General features: G+C 70.3%; 22 protein-coding genes. 7 read left to right on the top strand and 15 right to left on the bottom strand.

Annotated features, from left to right (window positions below):
- Positions 1–51 precede the first annotated feature (51 nt).
- From guaB to ACWD10_RS00585, 3 genes are all read right to left on the bottom strand, one after another.
- Positions 52–1554, bottom strand: coding sequence for an IMP dehydrogenase (gene guaB / locus ACWD10_RS00595; RefSeq protein WP_451085412.1), 1503 nt, complete (start codon positions 1552–1554; stop codon positions 52–54).
- A 128-nt stretch (positions 1555–1682) separates the two neighbouring features.
- Complete coding sequence (locus ACWD10_RS00590; protein WP_451085410.1) at positions 1683–2270, bottom strand: sigma-70 family RNA polymerase sigma factor; 588 nt, start codon at positions 2268–2270, stop codon at positions 1683–1685.
- A gap of 328 nt (positions 2271–2598) precedes the next feature.
- The gene (locus ACWD10_RS00585) at positions 2599–3210 is read right to left on the bottom strand and encodes a response regulator transcription factor (RefSeq protein WP_003948568.1); all 612 of its coding nucleotides are present in this window, start codon (positions 3208–3210) and stop codon (positions 2599–2601) included.
- A 377-nt stretch (positions 3211–3587) separates the two neighbouring features.
- On the opposite strand from ACWD10_RS00585, the gene ACWD10_RS00580 reads away from it, so the two are divergent.
- Positions 3588–3926: a WhiB family transcriptional regulator gene (locus tag ACWD10_RS00580; protein WP_451085408.1), complete on the top strand. Its 339-nt coding sequence runs from the start codon at positions 3588–3590 to the stop codon at positions 3924–3926.
- A gap of 90 nt (positions 3927–4016) precedes the next feature.
- Here the strand turns inward: ACWD10_RS00580 and ACWD10_RS00575 are convergent, their stop codons facing one another.
- A complete protein-coding gene (locus ACWD10_RS00575) occupies positions 4017–4913 on the bottom strand; it encodes a LysR family transcriptional regulator (protein WP_451085406.1) in 897 nt (298 codons plus the stop codon).
- Positions 4914–4992: 79 nt separating this feature from the next.
- Here ACWD10_RS00575 and ACWD10_RS00570 point away from each other — a divergent pair, with 79 nt between their 5' ends.
- The 3 genes from ACWD10_RS00570 (at position 4993) to ACWD10_RS00560 (ending at position 8075) form a co-directional block, all read left to right on the top strand.
- On the top strand, positions 4993–5661 hold the full coding sequence (locus tag ACWD10_RS00570) for an MOSC domain-containing protein (RefSeq protein WP_451085404.1): 669 nt from the start codon (positions 4993–4995) through the stop codon (positions 5659–5661).
- A gap of 86 nt (positions 5662–5747) precedes the next feature.
- Positions 5748–7292 carry a multicopper oxidase family protein gene (locus tag ACWD10_RS00565; RefSeq protein WP_451085402.1) on the top strand — a complete coding sequence of 515 codons (1545 nt, stop codon included), beginning with the start codon at positions 5748–5750 and terminating at the stop codon, positions 7290–7292.
- Positions 7293–7301: 9 nt separating this feature from the next.
- The gene (locus ACWD10_RS00560) at positions 7302–8075 is read left to right on the top strand and encodes an SDR family NAD(P)-dependent oxidoreductase (protein WP_451085400.1); all 774 of its coding nucleotides are present in this window, start codon (positions 7302–7304) and stop codon (positions 8073–8075) included.
- Here ACWD10_RS00560 and ACWD10_RS00555 read toward each other — a convergent pair.
- The 3 genes from ACWD10_RS00555 to groES all read right to left on the bottom strand — a co-directional run bounded on the left by ACWD10_RS00555 (position 8043) and on the right by groES (position 10771).
- Positions 8043–8378 carry a DUF1990 family protein gene (locus ACWD10_RS00555; RefSeq protein WP_451085863.1) on the bottom strand — a complete coding sequence of 112 codons (336 nt, stop codon included), beginning with the start codon at positions 8376–8378 and terminating at the stop codon, positions 8043–8045. The genes ACWD10_RS00560 and ACWD10_RS00555 overlap by 33 nt on opposite strands.
- 346 nt (positions 8379–8724) lie before the next feature.
- Complete coding sequence (groL, locus tag ACWD10_RS00550; protein WP_451085398.1) at positions 8725–10353, bottom strand: chaperonin GroEL; 1629 nt, start codon at positions 10351–10353, stop codon at positions 8725–8727.
- 109 nt (positions 10354–10462) lie between these two features.
- Entirely contained in the window at positions 10463–10771 is a 309-nt protein-coding gene (gene groES, locus ACWD10_RS00545; RefSeq protein WP_451085396.1) for a co-chaperone GroES, read from the bottom strand.
- Positions 10772–11028: 257 nt separating this feature from the next.
- On the opposite strand from groES, the gene ACWD10_RS00540 reads away from it, so the two are divergent.
- Positions 11029–12483: an FtsW/RodA/SpoVE family cell cycle protein gene (locus tag ACWD10_RS00540; protein ID WP_451085394.1), complete on the top strand. Its 1455-nt coding sequence runs from the start codon at positions 11029–11031 to the stop codon at positions 12481–12483.
- A gap of 81 nt (positions 12484–12564) precedes the next feature.
- Here the strand turns inward: ACWD10_RS00540 and ACWD10_RS00535 are convergent, their stop codons facing one another.
- Positions 12565–13473, bottom strand: a complete 909-nt coding sequence (locus ACWD10_RS00535) for a polysaccharide deacetylase family protein (RefSeq protein WP_451085392.1) — start codon at positions 13471–13473, stop codon at positions 12565–12567.
- A 70-nt stretch (positions 13474–13543) separates the two neighbouring features.
- On the bottom strand, positions 13544–14494 hold the full coding sequence (locus ACWD10_RS00530) for a polysaccharide deacetylase family protein (RefSeq protein WP_451085390.1): 951 nt from the start codon (positions 14492–14494) through the stop codon (positions 13544–13546).
- 118 nt (positions 14495–14612) lie between these two features.
- On the opposite strand from ACWD10_RS00530, the gene ACWD10_RS00525 reads away from it, so the two are divergent.
- Positions 14613–15863, top strand: a complete 1251-nt coding sequence (locus ACWD10_RS00525; RefSeq protein WP_451085388.1) for a class I SAM-dependent methyltransferase — start codon at positions 14613–14615, stop codon at positions 15861–15863.
- Positions 15864–15933: 70 nt separating this feature from the next.
- On the opposite strand, the gene ACWD10_RS00520 is transcribed toward ACWD10_RS00525, so the two are convergent.
- Genes ACWD10_RS00520 through tsaB form a run of 4 tightly spaced genes read right to left on the bottom strand, consistent with a single transcriptional unit; the run spans position 15934 to position 18524 of the window.
- On the bottom strand, positions 15934–16194 hold the full coding sequence (locus ACWD10_RS00520) for a hypothetical protein (protein ID WP_451085386.1): 261 nt from the start codon (positions 16192–16194) through the stop codon (positions 15934–15936).
- A 10-nt stretch (positions 16195–16204) separates the two neighbouring features.
- Positions 16205–17335, bottom strand: coding sequence for a tRNA (adenosine(37)-N6)-threonylcarbamoyltransferase complex transferase subunit TsaD (tsaD, locus tag ACWD10_RS00515; protein WP_451085384.1), 1131 nt, complete (start codon positions 17333–17335; stop codon positions 16205–16207).
- A 5-nt stretch (positions 17336–17340) separates the two neighbouring features.
- Positions 17341–17826: a ribosomal protein S18-alanine N-acetyltransferase gene (gene rimI / locus ACWD10_RS00510; RefSeq protein WP_451085861.1), complete on the bottom strand. Its 486-nt coding sequence runs from the start codon at positions 17824–17826 to the stop codon at positions 17341–17343.
- A gap of 44 nt (positions 17827–17870) precedes the next feature.
- A complete protein-coding gene (gene tsaB / locus ACWD10_RS00505) occupies positions 17871–18524 on the bottom strand; it encodes a tRNA (adenosine(37)-N6)-threonylcarbamoyltransferase complex dimerization subunit type 1 TsaB (RefSeq protein WP_451085382.1) in 654 nt (217 codons plus the stop codon).
- A gap of 158 nt (positions 18525–18682) precedes the next feature.
- Here tsaB and ACWD10_RS00500 point away from each other — a divergent pair, with 158 nt between their 5' ends.
- On the top strand, positions 18683–19231 hold the full coding sequence (locus ACWD10_RS00500; RefSeq protein ID WP_451085380.1) for a hypothetical protein: 549 nt from the start codon (positions 18683–18685) through the stop codon (positions 19229–19231).
- 33 nt (positions 19232–19264) lie between these two features.
- Here ACWD10_RS00500 and ACWD10_RS00495 read toward each other — a convergent pair whose 3' ends face one another.
- Together ACWD10_RS00495 and tsaE are read right to left on the bottom strand one after the other, a co-directional pair.
- The gene (locus ACWD10_RS00495; RefSeq protein WP_451085378.1) at positions 19265–19438 is read right to left on the bottom strand and encodes a hypothetical protein; all 174 of its coding nucleotides are present in this window, start codon (positions 19436–19438) and stop codon (positions 19265–19267) included.
- Positions 19439–19648: 210 nt separating this feature from the next.
- Positions 19649–20179, bottom strand: a complete 531-nt coding sequence (tsaE, locus tag ACWD10_RS00490) for a tRNA (adenosine(37)-N6)-threonylcarbamoyltransferase complex ATPase subunit type 1 TsaE (protein ID WP_451085376.1) — start codon at positions 20177–20179, stop codon at positions 19649–19651.
- Positions 20180–20197: the final 18 nt, after the last annotated feature.

Below are 20197 nucleotides of genomic sequence, written 5' to 3'. Positions count from 1 at the left end.
GGGCGTCTGCCCACGGGCCTGAAGACGTTACGCCTCGAACGTACCGCGCGCTCAGCGGCGGTTGTAGTTCGGCGCCTCGACCGTCATCGAGACGTCGTGCGGGTGGCTTTCCTTGAGACCGGCGGCGGTGATCCGCACGAACCGGCCCTTGTCCTTCAGCTCCGGGATGTCCGCCGCGCCGACGTACCCCATGGAGGCCCGCAGACCGCCCACGAGCTGGTGCGCGACCGAGGAGAGCGGGCCCCGGTAGGGCACCTGACCCTCGATGCCCTCGGGCACCAGCTTGTCCTCGGAGAGGACGTTGTCCTGGAAGTAGCGGTCCTTGGAGAAGGACCTGGCCTGGCCGCGCGACTGCATCGCGCCGAGCGATCCCATGCCGCGGTACGACTTGAACTGCTTGCCGTTGATGAAGACCATCTCGCCCGGCGACTCCTCGCAGCCCGCGAGCAGCGAGCCGAGCATCACCGTGTCGGCACCGGCCGCGATGGCCTTGGCGATGTCACCGGAGTACTGGAGACCGCCGTCGCCGATCAGCGGCACCCCTGCGGGACCGCACGCCTTCGCGGCCTCGTAAATCGCGGTCACCTGCGGTACGCCGATGCCGGCCACCACGCGCGTGGTGCAGATGGAACCGGGCCCGACGCCCACCTTGACGCCGTCGACACCCGCGTCGATGAGGGCCTGCGCGCCGTCCCGCGTGGCGACGTTGCCACCCACGATCTCGACCCGGATGTTGCTCTTCAGCTTGGCGATCATGTCGAGGATGCCGCGGCTGTGGCCGTGCGCGCTGTCCACGACGAGGAAGTCCGCACCGGCCTCGACAAGCGCCTGCGCCCGGTCGTACGCCTCGTCACCGACGCCCACCGCGGCGCCGACGACGAGCCGGCCCTCGGCGTCCTTCGCGGCGTTCGGGTACTGCTCGGCCTTCACGAAGTCCTTGACCGTGATGAGGCCCTTGAGCACACCGGAGTCGTCGACCAGCGGCAGCTTCTCGATCTTGTGGCGGCGCAGCAGCTCCATGGCGTCCTCGCCGGAGATGCCGACCTTCCCGGTGACCAGCGGCATCGGGGTCATGACCTCACGGACCTGGCGGGAGCGGTCCAGCTCGAAGGCCATGTCGCGGTTGGTGACGATGCCGAGCAGCTTGCCCGCGGGGTCGGTGACCGGGACGCCGCTGATGCGGAACTTGGCGCACAGCTCGTCGGCCTCGCGCAGCGTCGCGTCCGGCGAGACCGTGATCGGGTCGGTCACCATGCCGGACTCGGAGCGCTTGACCAGATCGACCTGGTTGGCCTGGTCCTCGATGGAGAGGTTGCGGTGCAGTACGCCGACGCCGCCCTGGCGAGCCATGGCGATGGCCATCCGCGCCTCGGTGACCTTGTCCATCGCGGCGGAGAGCAGCGGTACGTTCACCGACACGTTCCGCGTGACGCGGGAGGCGGTGGAGACCTTGTTCGGCAGTACTTCGGAGGCGCCCGGCAGTAGCAGGACGTCGTCGTATGTCAGCCCGAGCATCGCGAATTTCTCGGGTGCTCCGTCGACGTAGTCACTCATGACACCTTCCCCAATGCTCTTGCCAGGCGCGGACCACCATGCTAACGGCCCGCGGAGGTGCTTCATTCCACGATCGCATCACCGCGGATCGCTATCTTCGTGCGTTCCTACGACGCCGCAGCACCGGGTCACTGCTCAGCGAGGGCGCGCAACCGGCTCAGCGCGCGGTGCTGGGCGACCCGGACCGCGCCCGGGGACATCCCCAGCATCTGCCCGGTCTCCTCGGCGGTGAGGCCGACGGCGATGCGCAGCAGCAGCAGCTCGCGCTGGTTCTGCGGCAGGTTGGCGAGGAGCTTCTTGGCCCAGGCGGCGTCACTGCTCAGGAGCGCCTGCTCCTCCGGACCGAGCGAGTCGTCGGGCCGCTCCGGCATCTCGTCGGACGGCACGGCCGTGGAGCCCGGGTGACGCATCGCGGCCCGCTGCAGATCGGCGACCTTGTGCCCGGCGATGGCGAAGACGAACGCCTCGAAGGGGCGCCCGGTGTCCTTGTACCGAGGCAGCGCGAGGAGTACGGCGACACAGACCTCTTGGGCCAGGTCCTCCACGAAGTGCCGTGCGTCACCCGGCAGTCGGGACAGGCGCGTTCTGCAGTAGCGCAGCGCGAGCGGGTGAACATGGGCCAGGAGATCGTGCGTGGCCTGCTCATCGCCCTCGACGGCGCGCTGGACGAGGGCAGCGATGACCCCCTGAGCAGCGGCAGCCTCGTCGTCACGCATCGGTCCATGGTGCCTTGGCGCCGAACGGTCCGTGGCACCGCGTCCATAGTTGTGCACCGAAGCGTTATGAGCAGGTGCGCCGGAACTCATCTCCTGCGCCCTCCCCTCCCGCTCGATCGACTCGTCCCCGAGGAACTCCACACCTCAAGGATGCGGCATCGCGCGGCAAACCGGGGACCAGGTCCTGTCGACGGGCTTCCGTCGTCGCCCAGAGGGCGGCCCGGCGGCGTCTGGCGACGGGGCCTGGGCCGCCGGGTATTCCCCGCCCCGCCCGCACAACGGCGGGCGGGAGTCGCGAAAGTCACGGAATCCCAGCGGCGGCGCACCCCTACCGAACCAGGCCCCAGCGGAAGCCGAGCGCGACGGCGTGCGCCCGGTCCGAGGCGCCCAGCTTCTTGAAGAGCCTGCGCGCGTGCGTCTTGACCGTGTCCTCGGAGAGGAACAGCTCGCGCCCGATCTCGGCGTTGGACCGGCCGTGACTCATGCCCTCGAGCACCTGGATCTCACGCGCGGTGAGCGTCGGTGCGGCACCCATCTCGGCCGAGCGCAGCCGACGCGGGGCGAGCCGCCAGGTCGGGTCGGCGAGCGCCTGCGTGACGGTCGCCCGCAGTTCGGCGCGCGAGGCGTCCTTGTGCAGATAACCGCGGGCGCCGGCGGCCACGGCGAGCGCGACACCGTCGAGATCCTCGGCGACGGTGAGCATGATGATGCGCGCACCGGGATCGGCGGAAAGAAGCCGCCGGACCGTCTCGACGCCGCCCAGGCCGGGCATGCGTACGTCCATCAGAATCAGGTCCGAGCGGTCGGCGCCCCAGCGGCGGAGGACTTCCTCGCCGTTGGCCGCCGTCGTCACTCGCTCGACGCCGGGCACGGTCGCGACCGCGCGGCGGAGCGCCTCTCGGGCAAGCGGGGAGTCGTCGCAGACGAGGACGGATGTCATGGCCGCCCTCCGCAGCTGATGCGCGTCACCTTGAGCCTCCAGGCTGGTACGAATCGTCACCTGTGCGATTGACGCCCTCGGACATCTGCCCGAGCGCTTACGTTTTCAACCGCCTCCGCACTCTCAACGACGGTCACCCGAAAGAGTTACGGGTCGGACGGCCACCTTCGGCACTCTACGTGAGGGCGCGAACACAGCACAGGCACCCGCAGATCACCGGAGCTTTGCCTGGAGCTATGCCCCATTTAGCGCCTTTTCTTCCCTTTTCTAGGTGTCTGTAGCTAGATTCGCCATGAGTAATATTTTCATCTACTCCGACAGTAGATGTACGGTCATGGGCACCGAGTCCGCTACCACGGATGCAAGGGGACACAGCAATGGCAGATTTCTCCCGCCTTCCCGGACCGAACGCCGATCTGTGGGACTGGCAGCTGCTCGCAGCCTGCCGCGGGGTCGACAGCTCGCTCTTCTTCCACCCGGAGGGCGAACGGGGTGCCGCACGCAGCGCCCGCGAGAACTCGGCCAAAGAGGTGTGCATGCGGTGCCCGGTGCGCGCGGAGTGCGCCGCGCACGCGCTCGCCGTGCGGGAGCCGTACGGCGTCTGGGGCGGTCTGACCGAGGATGAGCGCGAGGAGCTCATGGGCCGGGCCCGCAACCGGCTCGTCACCGCGGGGGCCGCGACGTCAACGGCATCCACAGCCGGGGCCCGGCACTAGCCGAAGCCGCATCACACCCTTGAAGGAACGTTTCTTCATACGTCTTCCCGTACGCCGCCGAACTCCGGCGGCGTACGGGTGTCCGGAGGCTCAGCGGGTCGCGGCGTCCCCGAGCCGGTCGAGCGTGGCCGCCACCGCGGGAACCTGGGCCAGGTCGGGAAGGGTGAGCGCGACGATCTCGCGGCGCACGGCCGGCTCCACCGCCACCGCACGGACGCCCTTGGCGCGTACCGACTCGAGGGCGAGCTCGGGCAGTACCGCGACGCCCAGGCCGGCGCCGACCAGGCCGATCACCGCCGGGTAGTCGTCGGTGGCGAAGTCGATGCGCGGCACGAACCCGGCGCTCTCGCAGACCTCGACCAACTGCCTGCGGCAGCGCGGACAGCCCGCGATCCAAGGCTCGTCGGCGAATTCACCGATGGCGACGGATCCGGCCCCGGCGAGCCGGTGCCCCTCCGGGACCAGGCCGACGAGACGGTCGGCGAGCAGCGGGCGGACGACGAGGTCGCTCCACTCCTCCGTGGCGCTCGCGCCCTCGTACCGGAAGGCAAGCGCCACGTCGCAGTCGCCCTCGCGGAGCATCTCCACGGAGCGGGGCGGCTCCGCCTCGACGAGCGAGACGCGCGTGCCGGGATGGGCGGCACGCAGGGTGGCCAGCGCGGTCGGCACCAGTGTGGAGCTGCCGCTGGGAAAGGAGACGAGGCGTACCCGGCCCGCCCGCAGCCCGGCGATCGCCGCGACCTCCTCCTCGGCGGCGGTCAGCCCGGCGAGGATGCCGGTGGCGTGCCGGACCAGGGCCTCGCCCGCCTGCGTCAGGCGCATTTCGCGGCCGGTACGGATGAGCAGTGGGGTGCCGGTGGACTGCTCGAGCGCCTTCATCTGCTGGCTCACGGCCGGCTGGGTGCAGCCCAGTTCGCGGGCCGCGGCGGAGAAGGAGCCGGTGGCGGCCACGGCGCGGAGCACACGGAGATGGCGGGCCTCGATCATGGGTCGATCATAAGCGATACTTGTAAACATAGGCGAATATTGGGTCGACGCTTTGAGGTGGCTCGCTTAGCGTGCGGGCATGAAGCTTCTCTCCGTAAATCTGGGACGGCACCAGGCCGTCGAATACACCGACGCCCCGTCGGGCGGCACCGGCATCGACAAGCGGCCGGTCGAGGGGGCCGTCAGGGTCACGGCGCCCGGGCCGAAGGGCACCGGCGGCAGCGGCCTGGTCGGCGACAAGATCGGCGACCTGCGCCACCACGGCGGCGACGACCAGGCCGTCTACGCCTTCGCCCGCGAGGATCTGGACGGCTGGGAGCGCGAGTTGGGGCGGTCGCTGGCCAGCGGCGCGTTCGGCGAGAACCTGACGACGTCGGGGGTCGACGTCAGCGGCGCGCGGATCGGCGAGCGCTGGCGGATCGGCGGGGAGGTCGTCCTGGAGGTGACCTCGTCCCGCATCCCGTGCCGTACGTTCGCGGGCCACCTGGGCGAGAAGGGGTGGGTGAAGCGGTTCACGCGGCAAGGCGCGCCCGGCGCGTATCTCAGGGTCGTGGAACCGGGTGAGATCAGGGCCGGCGACGCGATCGAGGTGGTGCACGTGCCGGACCACGAGGTCACCGTGGCGCTCCAGTTCAGGGCGGTCACGACGGAACGCGCACTGCTGCCGGACCTGCTGGTGGCGGGCGAGGCGCTGCACCCCGAGACACTTGCTCAAGCGCGGGAGTACGCCGAGAAGTTCGGGGGCTGAGCGCCTCGCCCCGTAGGGGTCGAATCGGGGCCGGGTCAGGGCATTTCCCGATTCTGCGGCCCGGCTTCCGCCGCGATCGTCGAGGCATGGCGGAAACAGGTGGCAAGCGCGTCGGCAGGCGCCGGGGCAAGCGGGTCCTCATCACCCTCGGGGTGGTCGTGGGCGTGGTCGTCGCGGCGCTCGGCGGCGGGTTCGCCTGGCTGTGGACGACCGCCGAGGTCAGCACGGTCGGGACGGCGGCCTTCCGCAATGAGCTCGCGGTGCCGCCGCTGGCCGAGTCCGAGGTCGACAAGGACGGCACCCGGGTGTTCGACCTGCGGATACGGGCGGGTGAGAAGGAGTTCAAGGACGGGCAGAGGACGCCCACTTGGGGGTTCAACGGCGACTATCTGGGGCCGACGCTGCGCGCCAAGCGGGGCGAGAAGGTCCGGGTCCGGGTCTCCAACGGCCTCGACGAGGCGTCCACCGTGCACTGGCACGGCATGCACCTGCCCGCGAAGATGGACGGCGGCCCGCACCATACGGTGCGGCCGGGCGACACCTGGACCCCGCAGTGGCGGATCGACCAACCGGCCGCGACGCTCTGGTACCACCCGCATCCGCACGGCAGGACCGAGCAGCATGTGCAGCGCGGCCTGGCAGGGATGTTCATCCTCGACGACGCCAAGGCGTCCGGACTGCCACTGCCCGAGCGGTACGGCGTCGACGACCTCCCCGTAATCGTGCAAGACGTGCGGTTCGACGGCGCAAAGTTCGACCACGGCCACGGCATGATGCGGTCGACCGGCTTCCTGGGCGACCGGACCATGGTCAACGGCACGCTGGATCCGTACCAGGAGGTCGGCGACGAGCTGGTCCGGCTGCGCCTCCTGAATGCCTCGACCGCACGCATCTATTCCTTCGGCTTCTCCGACAAGGGCTTCACGCTGATAGGCACCGACGGCGGGCTGCTCGAGAAGCCGGTGTCCATGGACCGAATACAACTGTCGCCGGGTGAACGGGCCGAGATCGTGGTGCGGATGCGGCCGGGCGAGCGGTCAGTACTGCGCAGCTTCCCGCAGGACAACTACGGAGACGCCTGGGCCCATCGGTTCCATGGGGGCGACGACTCCTTCGACGTACTGGAACTGCGGGCCAAGGATCGGCTGCGCCGGTCACCGGAACTACCCGGGAAGCTGGGCGACTTGGAGATACCGGACGGGAAGGAGGCCGTACACGGGCGGCACTTCGGGCTGACGATGGCGGGGATCAACGGGCGTCCGATGGACATGGGGCGCGTCGACGAGACGGTGGTGCGCGGCACCGAGGAGATCTGGACCGTGCGCAACGACGACGGGACGCCGCACAACTTCCATGTGCACGACGTGCAGTTCCGGGTCCTCGAGGTCAACGGCCAGGCTCCGCCGCCCTCGTTGCGCGGGGCCAAGGACACGGTGTTCGTGCCGGGCGGTGCGACGGTGAGGCTGGTGATGCGGTTCGACGGGCCGGCCGACCCGGACACCCCGTATATGTACCACTGTCACCTGCTGTTCCATGAGGATCTGGCGATGATGGGACAGTTCGTGATCGTCGAGAAGGGAGGCAAGGCGGGCATACCGTCCGGGCACGGCGGTGGCCACGGCAGTCACTAGCCTTGGTCCATGACTACGGCTCTGATTACGGGATCGACCGCGGGCATCGGCTCCGCCTTTGCCCGCCGCCTGGCCGCCGACGGCCACAACCTGGTACTCGTGGCGCGCAATGCCAAGCGGCTGCGGGAGCAGGCGACCGAACTGCACGACCGGCACGGCATCGAGGCGGAGGTGCTGATCGCCGATCTGGCGACGGAAGAGGGCATCGCGGCGGTCGAGGAGCGCCTCGGCGACGGCCGGAACCCGGTGGACCTGCTGGTCAACAACGCCGGGTTCGGCAACAAGGGCCAGTACCTCGAAGTCCCGATGGACGACGAGCTGACCATGCTCAAGGTGCACTGCGAGGCGGTGCTGCGGCTGACGTCGGCGGCGGTCCCGGGGATGCGGAAGCGCGGGCGCGGCGGGGTGATCAATGTGGCCTCGGTGGCGGCGTTCGTGCCACGGGGGACCTATGGGGCCTCGAAGGCGTGGGTCGTGCAGTTCACGCAGGGCGCGGCGAAGGATCTGGTCGGGTCGGGGGTGCGGTTGATGGCGCTGTGCCCGGGGTTCGTGCGTACGGAGTTCCACCAGCGGGCCGGGATGGGGACGGACAACATCCCCAAGTGGATGTGGCTGGACGCCGACAAGTTGGTGGCGGCCGCGCTCTCGGACCTGGCGCGCGGGAAGTCGCTGTCGGTTCCGGACCCGCGTTACAAGGCGATGCTGGGCGTGGTGAAGGTGGTGCCGCGAGGGCTGCTCGGTGGCATCACGTCACGGACGGGACGCAAATACGGCCCGCAGTGAGCGGCCGCAGCGGCGGGCGTAGCAACGCTGGAAGAGCCGGGGCAGCGGGCCGACGACGCGGGCGTACCAGGCGGCCGGGGCGGCCGGGGCGGGGCCGGGGCGGCCGGGCGGCTGGTACGCAACGACGGTCAGGGCGACTTGGCCGTCCGGGCAAGAATGCCGCCGACAACCACAGCATGCCTTCTCGCCGCATCCGGGGTGGCGGGGCAGGGTGCCGTAGCCGAACCCCGCCCGGTCCGGACCGGTTTCGGCCCGGACGGCCCGGCAGGGCGCCCAGACCGGCCCTAGGGGTGTCTCTCCGATCTTTGCGGATCAGCCTGCGCCCGCCGCGGAGCGGCTGATGGATGCAGTTGGTGCGGTGCATCGGTACATCGGTACATCGGTATATCGGTGCATCGGTGCATCGATGTGCGGCCGGATCGGCCTCGTACTGGGCGTACGTGGGTGATTCGGCTGTGCGGCGAGGTGCCGTGCCAGGCGTCGCGGGCCCGCCAAGATCGGGGAGACACCCCCTAGACCCACGGTGACGTGGACTCCGGGTGCGGTGCGGTCGGCCGGGTAAGTCCCGCAGCGGGTGCCCGGGGCGTGCGAAAGGCGAAGGCCCGGCAACCCCCTGTGGGGTGCCGGGCCTTCGGGAAGACGTCAGGCGTCAGTGGGCGTGGCCGTGGCCGTGACCGTGGCCCGCCTCGGGCTCGTCCTCGGCCGGCTTCTCGACGACCAGGGTCTCGGTCGTGAGGAGCAGGGAGGCGATGGAGGCGGCGTTCTCCAGGGCGGAGCGGGTGACCTTGACCGGGTCGATGACGCCGGCCTTGACCAGGTCGCCGTACTCGCTGGTGGCGGCGTTGTAGCCGCTGCCGTTCTCGAGCTCGGCGACCTTGGACACGATGACGTAGCCCTCGAGGCCGGCGTTCTCGGCGATCCAGCGGAGCGGCTCGACGGCGGCCTTGCGGACGACGGCGACACCGGTGGCCTCGTCGCCCTCCTTGCCGAGGTTGCCCTCGAGGACCTTCACGGCGTGGACGAGCGCGGAGCCACCACCGGAGACGATGCCCTCCTCGACCGCGGCGCGGGTCGCGGAGATGGCGTCCTCCAGACGGTGCTTCTTCTCCTTCAGCTCCACCTCGGTGGCGGCGCCGACCTTGATCACGCACACGCCGCCGGCCAGCTTCGCGAGGCGCTCCTGGAGCTTCTCGCGGTCCCAGTCGGAGTCCGTGGTCTCGATCTCGGCCTTGATCTGGGCGACGCGGCCCTGCACGTCCTCGGCGTTGCCGCCGCCGTCGACGATGGTGGTGTCGTCCTTGGTGATGGTGACGCGGCGGGCGGTGCCGAGCACGTCGAGACCGGCCTGGTCGAGCTTGAGGCCGACCTCCTCGGCGATGACGGTGGCACCGGTGAGGGTGGCCATGTCGCCGAGCATCGCCTTACGACGGTCGCCGAAGCCGGGGGCCTTGACGGCCACGGCGTTGAAGGTGCCGCGGATCTTGTTCACGACCAGGGTCGACAGGGCCTCGCCCTCGACGTCCTCGGCGATGATCAGGAGCGGCTTGGAGCCACCGGCCTGAATGACCTTCTCCAGGAGCGGAAGCAGGTCCTGGATGGAGGAGATCTTGCCCTGGTGGATCAGGATGTACGGGTCGTCGAGGACGGCCTCCATACGCTCCTGGTCGGTCACCATGTACGGCGACAGGTAGCCCTTGTCGAAGGCCATGCCCTCGGTGAAGTCCAGCTCCAGACCGAAGGTGTTGGACTCCTCGACGGTGATGACACCGTCCTTGCCGACCTTGTCCATGGCCTCGGCGATGAGCTCGCCGACCTGCTGGTCCTGGGCGGACAGCGCGGCCACGGCGGCGATGTCGGACTTCTCCTCGATCGGACGCGCGGTGGCGAGCAGCTCGTCCGAGACGGCCTTGACCGCGGCGTCGATGCCCTTCTTCAGGGCGGCCGGGGAGGCGCCGGCGGCGACGTTCCGCAGGCCCTCCTTGACCAGGGCCTGGGCGAGCACGGTGGCGGTGGTGGTGCCGTCACCCGCGATGTCGTTGGTCTTGGTCGCCACCTCCTTCACCAGCTGGGCGCCGAGGTTCTCGTACGGGTCGTCGACCTCGACCTCGCGCGCGATCGTGACGCCGTCGTTGGTGATGGTGGGGGCGCCGAACTTCTTGTCGATGACGACGTTCCGGCCCCTGGGGCCGATCGTCACCTTGACGGTGTCGGCAAGCTTGTTGACGCCGCGCTCAAGGGCGCGACGGGCGTCCTCGTCGAACTTCAGGATCTTCGCCATGGAGCTTTCTCAAGTCCTCTCAAAATGAACTGCGCCCCTGCCACCCGGCAATGTGAAATTCGCGGGGACCAGGGGCGCAGTACAGAAGCCTGTGGAGCTTCGAAGTGAATTACTTCTCGACGATCGCGAGCACGTCGCGGGCCGAGAGGACGAGGTACTCGTCGCCGTTGTACTTCACCTCGGTGCCGCCGTACTTGCTGTAGAGCACGACGTCGCCGGTCTTCACGTCGAGCGGCAGACGCTCGCCGTTCTCGAAGCGGCCCGGGCCCACGGCCAGGACGACGCCCTCCTGGGGCTTCTCCTTGGCAGTGTCCGGAATAACCAGGCCAGAGGCCGTGGTCTGCTCGGCGTCGAGCGGCTGGACCACAATGCGGTCCTCGAGCGGCTTGATGGCAACCTTGGAGCTGGCGGTCGTCACGATCCGACCTCCCCCTTCGGAGATCTCACGGGGTTAACTGTCTGAGGTGGCGACCAGGTGGATCCGTCGTCGCGGGTGCCGGACCTGCCCGTCGCTGTGTTGGCACTCTCCACTGGGGAGTGCCAAGCCGAGACTATGACTGCGATTAGCACTCGGTCAAGCGGAGTGCCAATTCACCGGCAAGTGGCGTCCACGAGACCGACCGACCCAGGAGTGCACGCCGGAACCGCACGACGTATCTCTACGTCATCCTGCATATGGCGATAGCGCAGCGCATAGCGGGGCAGATCGGACAGGATGCGGCGGACGCGCCCGCCTCGGCGAGCGTCTCCCGCTCCACCCGCTCCTCCCATTCCACCCCTGCCGCGCTCGCACACCGGCGGACCGAGGCGCTGCTGCTCGCGCTCACCGTGCTGATCACCGCCTTCGGGCACGCCTGCGTGGGGTTCGCCACCCAGGGCCAACTGCCCGTGAACCTGGCCCAGTTCGCCGCCAGCCTGACGCTGCTCGCGCTCGCCGCCCATCTGGCGGTACGCCGCTTCGCCCCGTACGCCGACCCGCTGATCCTGCCCGTGGCGACCCTGCTCACCGGGCTCGGTCTCGTACTCCTGCACCGCCTGGACGCCACGTACGCCGAGAAGTTCAAGAACGCGGCGCCCACCGCGGGCGGGCAGCTGCTCTGGTCCGTGATCGGCGTCGCGATCTGCATCGGCGCCCTGGTGGTGCTGCGCGATCACCGGCGGCTTCAGCGCTACATCTATCTGACGATGGCCGTCGCCCTGGTGCTGCTCATGGCACCGGCCTTCTTTCCCGGCGACACCTACGGCGCCAAGCGCTGGATCTACCTCGGCTCGCTCTCCTTCCAGCCGGGCGAGTTCGTGAAGCTGATGATCGCGGTGTTCTTCGCCGGCTATCTGACGGTCAACCGGGACTCGCTCGCGCTGACCGGCCGCAAGCTGTTCGGGGTGCGGCTGCCGCCGGGGCGGCAGCTCGGGCCGATCTTCACGATCTGGGCGATCAGCCTGCTCGTGCTTGTCTTCGAGCGCGATCTGGGCACGTCGCTGATCTTCTTCGGGCTCTTTGTGGTGATGCTGTACGTCGCGACGGAGCGCACCAGTTGGATCGTCTGCGGTCTGGGCATGGCCGTGGTCGGGGCGCTCGCCGTCGGCTCGACACAGCCGCACGTCAAGGGCCGGGTACAGGCGTGGCTCGACCCGTTCGCGATCTACCTTCCGGAAGCGCAGCGGCCGCCGGGGCTCATCTCCGACCAGGCGGCCCAGGCCCTGATGAGCCTCGGCAGCGGCGGCCTCACCGGCACCGGGCTCGGCCAGGGGCATCCCGAGCTGATCGGCTTCGCCGGGCGCAGCGACTTCATCCTGACCACGGTCGGCGAGGAGTTGGGGCTCGCCGGGCTGATGGGGGTGCTTCTCTTGTACGCCCTGTTGGTGCAGCGCGGGCTCCGCACTTCCATCCTGGCCAGGGACCCCTTCGGCAAGCTGCTCGCTGCCGGGCTCGCGGCGGCCCTGATGCTGCAGGTGTTCGTGGTCGCGGGCGGCGTGATGGGGCTCATTCCGCTCACCGGCAAGGCGCTGCCGTTCCTGGCGAAGGGCGGTTCCTCGCTGGTCGCGAACTGGGTGATGATCGCGCTGCTGCTACGGATCAGCGACAGCGCGGGGCGGCACCGGGAGGCGGCCCTGCGGTCGGATACGTAACCCGTCCAACCGGTGCGGGGCTTGAACCGATGCAGCGCGTAACCGGTGTAACCGGTTTAACGGGTGCAGTAAGTCGGCCCCTCAGAGGTAGTCCTCCAAGCGCGCCACCGCGAAGCCCTGCGTCTGGATACGGCGGAGCATCCGGGCCGTCATCTCGGTGAGCGAGGCGCCGCGCAGCTCGTCGGGGCCCCGGAAGTGGGCCAGGATGATGTCGCCCGGGCGCAGTCGGCGTCCCTCCGCGTACCGCAGGTCCTTGATCTGCATCGAGGCGCGCCACAGCACCACCGCGTCCAGCCCGCAGTCGGCGGCGGCCCGCAGCGTGTCGTCGTTGTACTCGCCGTACGGCGGCCGGAAGAGCCTCGGGCGCACCCCGAAGCGCTCCTCGAGCTTCTCCTGCTGGCCGCAGATCTCCCAGCGTTGCCCTTCATAGGAGAGGCCGGGCATATAGGGGTGGTCGAGCGTATGGTTCTGCACCGTCGCCCCCACCGAGCGCAGTTTCCCGAAGTGCGCATAGCCGGGCCCGACCACGCTGTCCGTCAGGAACATGCTCACCGGAAGCCGCAGTTCCCGCACCATCCGCACGAATCGCGGATCGCGCTCGGCACCGTCGTCGAAGGTCAGAAAGACGACCTTGTCCCGGGTCGGCACCCGGTCCACCACCGCCGCAAGCCCCGGACCCGCGGCCCGCGGCCGCTTCTTGCGGGTGGGCGGCGCGGGTGGGCGGCGCAGCGGCTCGGTCAGGCCCCAGCGGCGGTACGTGGCGGCGGACACCTTCTCGCCCTGCGCCCCGGCCCACGCTCCGACCTCGTCCCCGGCCCGTGCCCCGGCCTCGTCCCCAGCCCGTGCCCCGGCCTCCGTATCGACCGTCTCGGGCTTCTCCGCGGCCTTTCTGCGAAGGCGTTCGATGGGGTCGACCGACTCCGCGCACCCGGAGAGGACGAGCGCACCGCCCACGAGGACCCCGGCGACGAGCCGGTGCGCCCACCTCATCGTCGCCGCCCCCTCACCCGCGTACCGCTGAATCCCGGGAACTCACCGCCTCCCCCCGGTCGTTCCCCGGTCACAGATAGTCCTCGAGCCGTGCGATCGCGTACCCCTTGTCCGTCACCGTCTTCAGCAGCCGACGGATCATGTCGGGCATGGAGCCCTTCCAGTCCTCCTTGCCCCGGAAGTGGGTGAGGATGATGTCGCCCGGGTGCAGGTCGCGGTCCCACTCCCGCCAGTCCATGCGCTTCGGGAACGCCTCGGCGTTCCACAGCGGCACCGCCTTGATGCCGCACGCCTTGGCGGCCTTGAGGGTGTCGCGGTTGTAGTTGCCGTACGGCGGGCGGAACAGCTCGGGCCGCTTGCCGTAGCGCTTCTCCATGACGTCCTGCATGCCGCAGATCTGCTTCTTCTGCTGCGCGTACGAAAGGGCGGGCAGATAGCGGTGGTTGAGCGTGTGGTTGTGCAGGACGACGCCCGCGTCCTGCATCTTCTTGAAATAGCCGTAGTCCTTCTTGATCAGGTAATCGCTGAGGAAGGCGCTATAGGGGATGTTCAGTTCCTTCATCATCTTCAGGAACTTCGGGTCCTTCTCGGCGCCGTCGTCGATGGTCAGGAAGACGACCTTGTCCTTGGTGGGGACCGTCGTGAAGACCGGCGGCAGGCCCAAAGCCTTCTGACCTTGGACCTCGAAGCCCTTGCGGGTGGTGATCCGCGGCTTCTTCTCGGGGGGTTCGGGCGGGGTCAGCGGCATCTTGGCGACACCCCAGCGCTTGACCGCCGCGACCCGCTTGGCGTGCGCCACGGCGCGCTGCTCGGCCAGCTTGGCCGCCTGCTCCGCACCCTGGTGACCTGCGGCGGACTTGACCTCGTCGTCCGGTTCGCCGCCGCCCGCGCAGCCTGCGGCCAGGGCGGTGGCGGTCAGGAGAGCGAGGCCGACCCGGGCCTGACGGGTGGTGCGGCAACGGGATCCCGTACGCCGTGACCGACTCCCGAAAAATTTGTCGTTTTGTCCTACTAGTTGCATGGTGCCGGATCCTGTCAGCGCGGGGCGCCGCGAAACGGACGACACCGCCGCCGCGCGCGCACGATCCACCGACTGGCCGACATCGCCCGGTGACCATCAGCTGGCAGACAATGGCCCGGTGAACGACCTCGACTCCTTCTCCGCCCTGCTCACCGACGAGGGGCGCGCGCTCCTCGCCGAGCTGCGGGACTACGACCCCGCGCAGGAGCTCGCCCTCGCCACCCGGCTGCGCCGCGACCACCCGGCCGACCTGGTCTCCGCCGCGCTCGGCCAGGCCCGGCTGCGGCAACGGGCCGCCGCGAAGTTCGGCGCCGCCGACGCCGGACGGATGTTCTTCACGCCGAACGGGGTCGAGCAGGCCACCCGGGCGAGCGTCGCGGCGTACCGCGCACGGCGGTTCACGGACCTGGGCGTACGGCGCCTGGCCGATCTGTGCTGCGGCATCGGCGGCGACGCGGTCGCCCTCGCGCGGGCCGGAATCGCGGTGCTCGCGGTCGACCGGGACCCGCTGACCTGCGCGGTGACACGGGCCAACGCCGCCGCGCTCGGCCTGGAAGACCTGATCGAGGTGCACTGCGCCGAGGTCGCGGACGTGGAGGTCGCGGGGTACGACGCGGTGTTCGTGGACCCCGCGCGGCGCGGCGGCGGCCGCGCGACAGCGGGGGGCGCGCGGAGCGCGTCGATGAGGGGTGGTGGCCGGGCGACGGGCGGGCGGGTGTTCGACCCCGAGGCGTACTCGCCGCCCCTGTCCTGGGCGATCGAGGCCGCCCGCCGGGCCCCGCACGCCGCCCTGAAGATCGCCCCCGGCATCCCGCACGAGGTGGTGCCCGAGGACGCCGAGGCCGAGTGGATCTCGGACGGGGGCGACGTGAAGGAGGCGGTGCTGTGGTTCGGCGAGGGCATCGAGCACGGCGCCGTCAGCGCCACGCTGCTGCCCGCGGACACCACGCTGCGGGCAACACCCTCGGCCAGGCTGCCCGACCCCGAGCCGCGGCCCGTGGGGCGTTATCTGTACGAGCCGGACGGCGCCGTCATCCGGGCGCATCTGGTCGCCGAGGTCGCGCAGGAGGTCGGCGGCGGTCTGGTCGACCCGACGATCGCGTACGTCACGAGCGACGAGCTGCACGCGACGGAGTTCGCCACGGCGTACGAGATCACCGATCAACTCCACTTCAACATGAAGAAGTTGAAGGCGCTGCTGCGGGAGCGGGAGGTGGGGGTGCTGACCGTGAAGAAGCGGGGGTCGGCCGTGGAGCCGGAGGAGTTGCGGCGGAAGATGAAGTTGGCGGGGCCGCACTCCGCGACGGTGTTTCTGACGCGGGTGGCGGGGGCGCCGACGGTGCTGGTCGGGCGGCCGGTGGAGAAGTAACGGCCGGTACAAAAGAAGTAGCGGCCGGTACAGAAGTAGGAGCCGCTACCGCCACGCCCCTTAAGAGCCGTTAATCCACGCCCACCGACTCGAACCGCCACCGATGCACCGCCCGCCGCGCCAACCCCTCCGGCGGCTCCGGGAGTTCGGGCAGCTCGGCGTCGAGGGCGGGCGCGTCCCACCAGGTGAGGACCAGAACCCGGTCCTCCGTGGCCGCGAAGGTCTCCCGGCGCAGCGGGGCCGCGCCGAGCCGCTGTTCCCGCGCCCACGCGAGGAGTTCGGGACCGCGGCCCTCCATGGCCCGGGCCTCCCACATCAGCGTGACCCTCATCAGTACAGCCTCATGAGTACAGGTTGTCCTTCGCCACCTCGTGCACGTGGTCGTGGGAGTGGCTGTGGCCGTGCACAGGCCCCTGCCCCTTGCCCGGCACGTGCGGCTCCGTCACCGGAAGCGAAGAGTCCGCGGGCAGGTCCCAGTCCGAGGCGGCACGCCCTCGGGCCACCATCTCAGCACCGAGGGCCGCGACCATCGCGCCGTTGTCCGTGCAGAGCTTGGGGCGCGGCACCCGGAGCCGGATGCCGTACTTCTCGCACCGCTCCTGCGCGAGCGCCCGCAGCCGCGAGTTGGCGGCCACCCCGCCGCCGATCATGAGGTGGTCGATGCCCTCGTCCCGGCAGGCCCGTACCGCCTTGCGGGTCAGGACGTCGACGACCGCCTCCTGGAAGGAGGCCGCCACATCGCGTACCGGAACGTCCTCGCCCGCATTCCGCTTGGCCTCGATCCAGCGCGCGACCGAGGTCTTCAGACCCGAGAAGGAGAAGTCGTACGCCGGGTCGCGCGGCCCGGTGAGGCCGCGCGGGAACGCGATCGACTCCGGGTCGCCCTCGCGCGCGTACCGGTCGATGACCGGGCCGCCGGGGAAACCGAGGTTCAGGACCCGGGCGATCTTGTCGAACGCCTCGCCCGCGGCGTCGTCGATGGTCGAGCCCATCGGCCGTACGTCCGAGGTGATGTCCGAGGAGAGAAGCAGCGAGGAGTGGCCGCCGGAGACGAGCAGCGCCATCGTCGGCTCGGGCAGCGCGCCGTGCTCCAGCTGGTCGACGCAGATGTGCGAGGCCAGATGGTTCACGCCGTACAGCGGCTTGCCCAGGGCGTACGCGTACGCCTTCGCCGCCGATACGCCGACGAGGAGCGCGCCCGCGAGGCCGGGGCCCGCGGTGACCGCGATGCCGTCGAGGTCACGCGCGGTGACACCGGCGTCCTTCAGGGCGCGCTCGATGGTCGGCACCATCGCCTCCAGGTGGGCGCGGGACGCCACCTCGGGCACCACGCCGCCGAAGCGCGCGTGCTCGTCGACGCTGGAGGCGACCGCGTCCGCGAGCAGCGTGGTGCCGCGGACGATGCCGACGCCGGTCTCGTCACAGGAGGTCTCGATGCCCAGAACGAGCGGCTCGTCGCGGGAGTCAGGCATGGTCTTCAGGTTCCTTGTGCTGGTTCGGGGTGGGCCGGACGGGCCGGGTCGGCGAGGCGCATCACCAGGGCGTCCACGTTCCCCGGCTGGTAGTAGCCGCGCCGGAAGCCGATCGGCTCGAAGCCGAAGCGTTCGTAGAGCTTCTGCGCCCGGGTGTTGTCGACCCGCACTTCGAGCAGCACCTCCGTGCAGTCGAAGGCGGTGGCGTGCCGGAGGAGGTCGGTGAGGAGTGCGGCGCCGAGCCCGGTGCCCCAGTGCTCGCGGGCCACGGCGATGGTCTGGACGTCGCCGACCCTGCCGATGGCGGCGAGCCCGGCGTAGCCCACCAGGCGGTCGCCGTCCTTCGGGTCGGTGGCGACGACATAGCGGCGGGTGGCCGACGGGCCGCGCGCATGGGCGAGTTCGGACCAGAACATCCCCCGCGACCAGGCGTCCTCGGGGAACAGCGCGCGTTCGAGCGCCATCACGGGCTCGATGTCCCACCAGCGCATCTCCCGCAGGGCGTACCCGCACGCCCGCTCCTCGGGCCCGGTGCTCACTTGGGCGTGACCACCTTGTAGTTCTTGGGGACCTGCGCGTCCGGGCGGCGCAGATACAGCGGCCGCGGCTCGGGCAGCTGCTCACCGGCCGCGAGGCGCTCGGCCGCGAGCGAGGCGAGGGCGGCGGCCGAGACGTGCTCGGGACCGCGCGCGTCCGTGAACGTGCCGGGGTAGAGCAGCGCGCCCGCGCCGACCGCGGGCAGCGCGGCGACCTCGGCGGGCAGCTCCGCGGGCCGGTCTACGGCCGGTTCGCTCACCCGGGCCCGTGGACCGCTGTAGCGGGCCCAGTAGACCTCCTTGCGGCGGGCGTCCGTGGCGACCACGAAGTCGCCGGTCAGGCCGGAGGCGTAGGCGAGTCCGTCGAGGGTGCAGATGCCGTGCACCGGCACGCCGAGGGCGGAGCCGAAGGTCTGGGCCGTCATCAGGCCGACGCGCAGGCCGGTGTAGGGCCCGGGGCCGACGCCCGCCACGACCGTGGTCACGGCGTCGAGCTTCCGGCCCGCCTCGGCGAGCACCTGGTGGACGGCGGGGAGCAGCAGCTCCCCGTGTCTGCGGGCGTCGACCTGGTGGGACTCGGCGATGACGGAGGTGCCGTCGTGCAGGGCCGCGGTGACGGCGGGCGTTGCGGTATCGAGAGCGAGCAAGAGCACACGAACAGCCTACGGCGTGCACGCCCGTGGCACGCTGCCCGAACGGGCCGTACACCTGCTGCTACCGTCGCCCTGAGGCGTACATAGTCGTACAGGATCCGTAGCGGGTCCGACTTACGCGATCCGTACGGGGTCATGCATACGAAGGGTGGAGACCGGTGGCACGGAGCAGCTCGGGATTCGTGGCCGGGCTCACGGCGGCGGCCCTCGCGGCGGTCGGTTTCCTCGCGTACCAGGCGTCGGCCAACGTCCCCGACAGCCTCGCCAAGCCCAAGAAGAACCCGGCCGCCACCGCCCCGAGCGCGCCCAAGAAGAAGAGCGACCCGACCGCGATCCCGGCCGGATCGGGCAGCGGCAAGCGGGTCGTGTACGCGCTCGGCGACAACCGCGTGTGGCTCATCGGCGCGAACGGCAAGACCAAGCGCACCTTCAAGGTGATGCCGTCCACCGTCGACCCGAAGCCGGGCCGCTACTCCGTCAGCACGCGGTCCGGTTCGGTCACCGGATCGGATGGGGTGCCGATCGAGCATGTCGTACGGTTCACCAGCGTCGACGGGGTGACGATCGGGTTCAGCGCGGCCGCCGACGGCGCCACGCCCAAGCCGGACCCGACGCAGAAGACCGGTGGTATCCGGGAGACCCGCGAGGACGGTCTGGCGATGTGGGAGTTCGCGACGGTCGGCATGAAGGTCGTCGTCGTTCCGTAACCCCTGGCGTTTCCTCACGCGTGCCGCGTCGGCTCATGCCGCGTCGCGGTGCGGCTTTTCCTTGGGCGGTACGGGTACGGCCGGGACTTTGCTCCGGGGCTCGGGTCGGCTCGGTGGCGTCGAGACGGCGTGCGCGGCGGCGCAGGACGCCAGCAGCTCACTCATCGACAGCGCTTGCGTCTTGGCCTCACGTTCCGGCGCCGACATGGTGCCTCCCGAGCTCCGAGATCAGGCGTGGTTAGGTTGACCTAACCTGGCTTCGCTACCATGTGACCACGGCAGCCGTCGGCGGCGCAACAATTTGCCGACGTGCTGTCGGAAAGTTGGGAGAAACGTACGTACGGGGGCACGCGGGGTGCGTACGGGGCGTACCTACGGGCTTTCGCGCGGGCGGGCGTCCGGCGCTGTCGTACGGGCTCAGGCGGCCAGCGGCGAGAGGTCCGCGTCGGACCAGCGGGCGCCGAGGCCGGTGACGGTGACCTGCCGTGTCTCGTCGTCGGTGTCCCCGGTGGCCCGGTGGATCACGACCTCGAGCCGGTCGTCGGACAGGCCCTCGACCTTGCCCTCGCCCCACTCCACGACGATCACCGATTCGGGCAGCGACACATCGAGGTCCAGGTCCTCCATCTCGTCGAGCCCGCCGCCGAGGCGGTACGCGTCCACGTGCACCAGCGGCGGCCCGTCGCCGAGCGCGGGGTGCACCCGGGCGATCACGAAGGTCGGCGAGGTGACGGCGCCGCGCACGTCCATGCCCTCGCCGAGTCCACGGGTCAGCGTGGTCTTGCCCGCGCCCAGCTCGCCGTTGAGCATCACGAGATCGCCGGGGCGGAGCAGCTTGGCCAGGCGGCGGCCCAACTCCTTCATCTGTTCCGGGGAGTTGACGGTGAGAGCGACGTTCGGGACCGGCTGGGTGCCGGGGGCGGGGGCCGGGATGTGCGGTGCTTCCATAACCGCCACGGTAGCGCT

The sequence above is a fragment of the Streptomyces sp. NPDC002851 genome, assembly GCF_053591935.1.
This window is presented reverse-complemented; position numbering and strand designations above follow the sequence as displayed.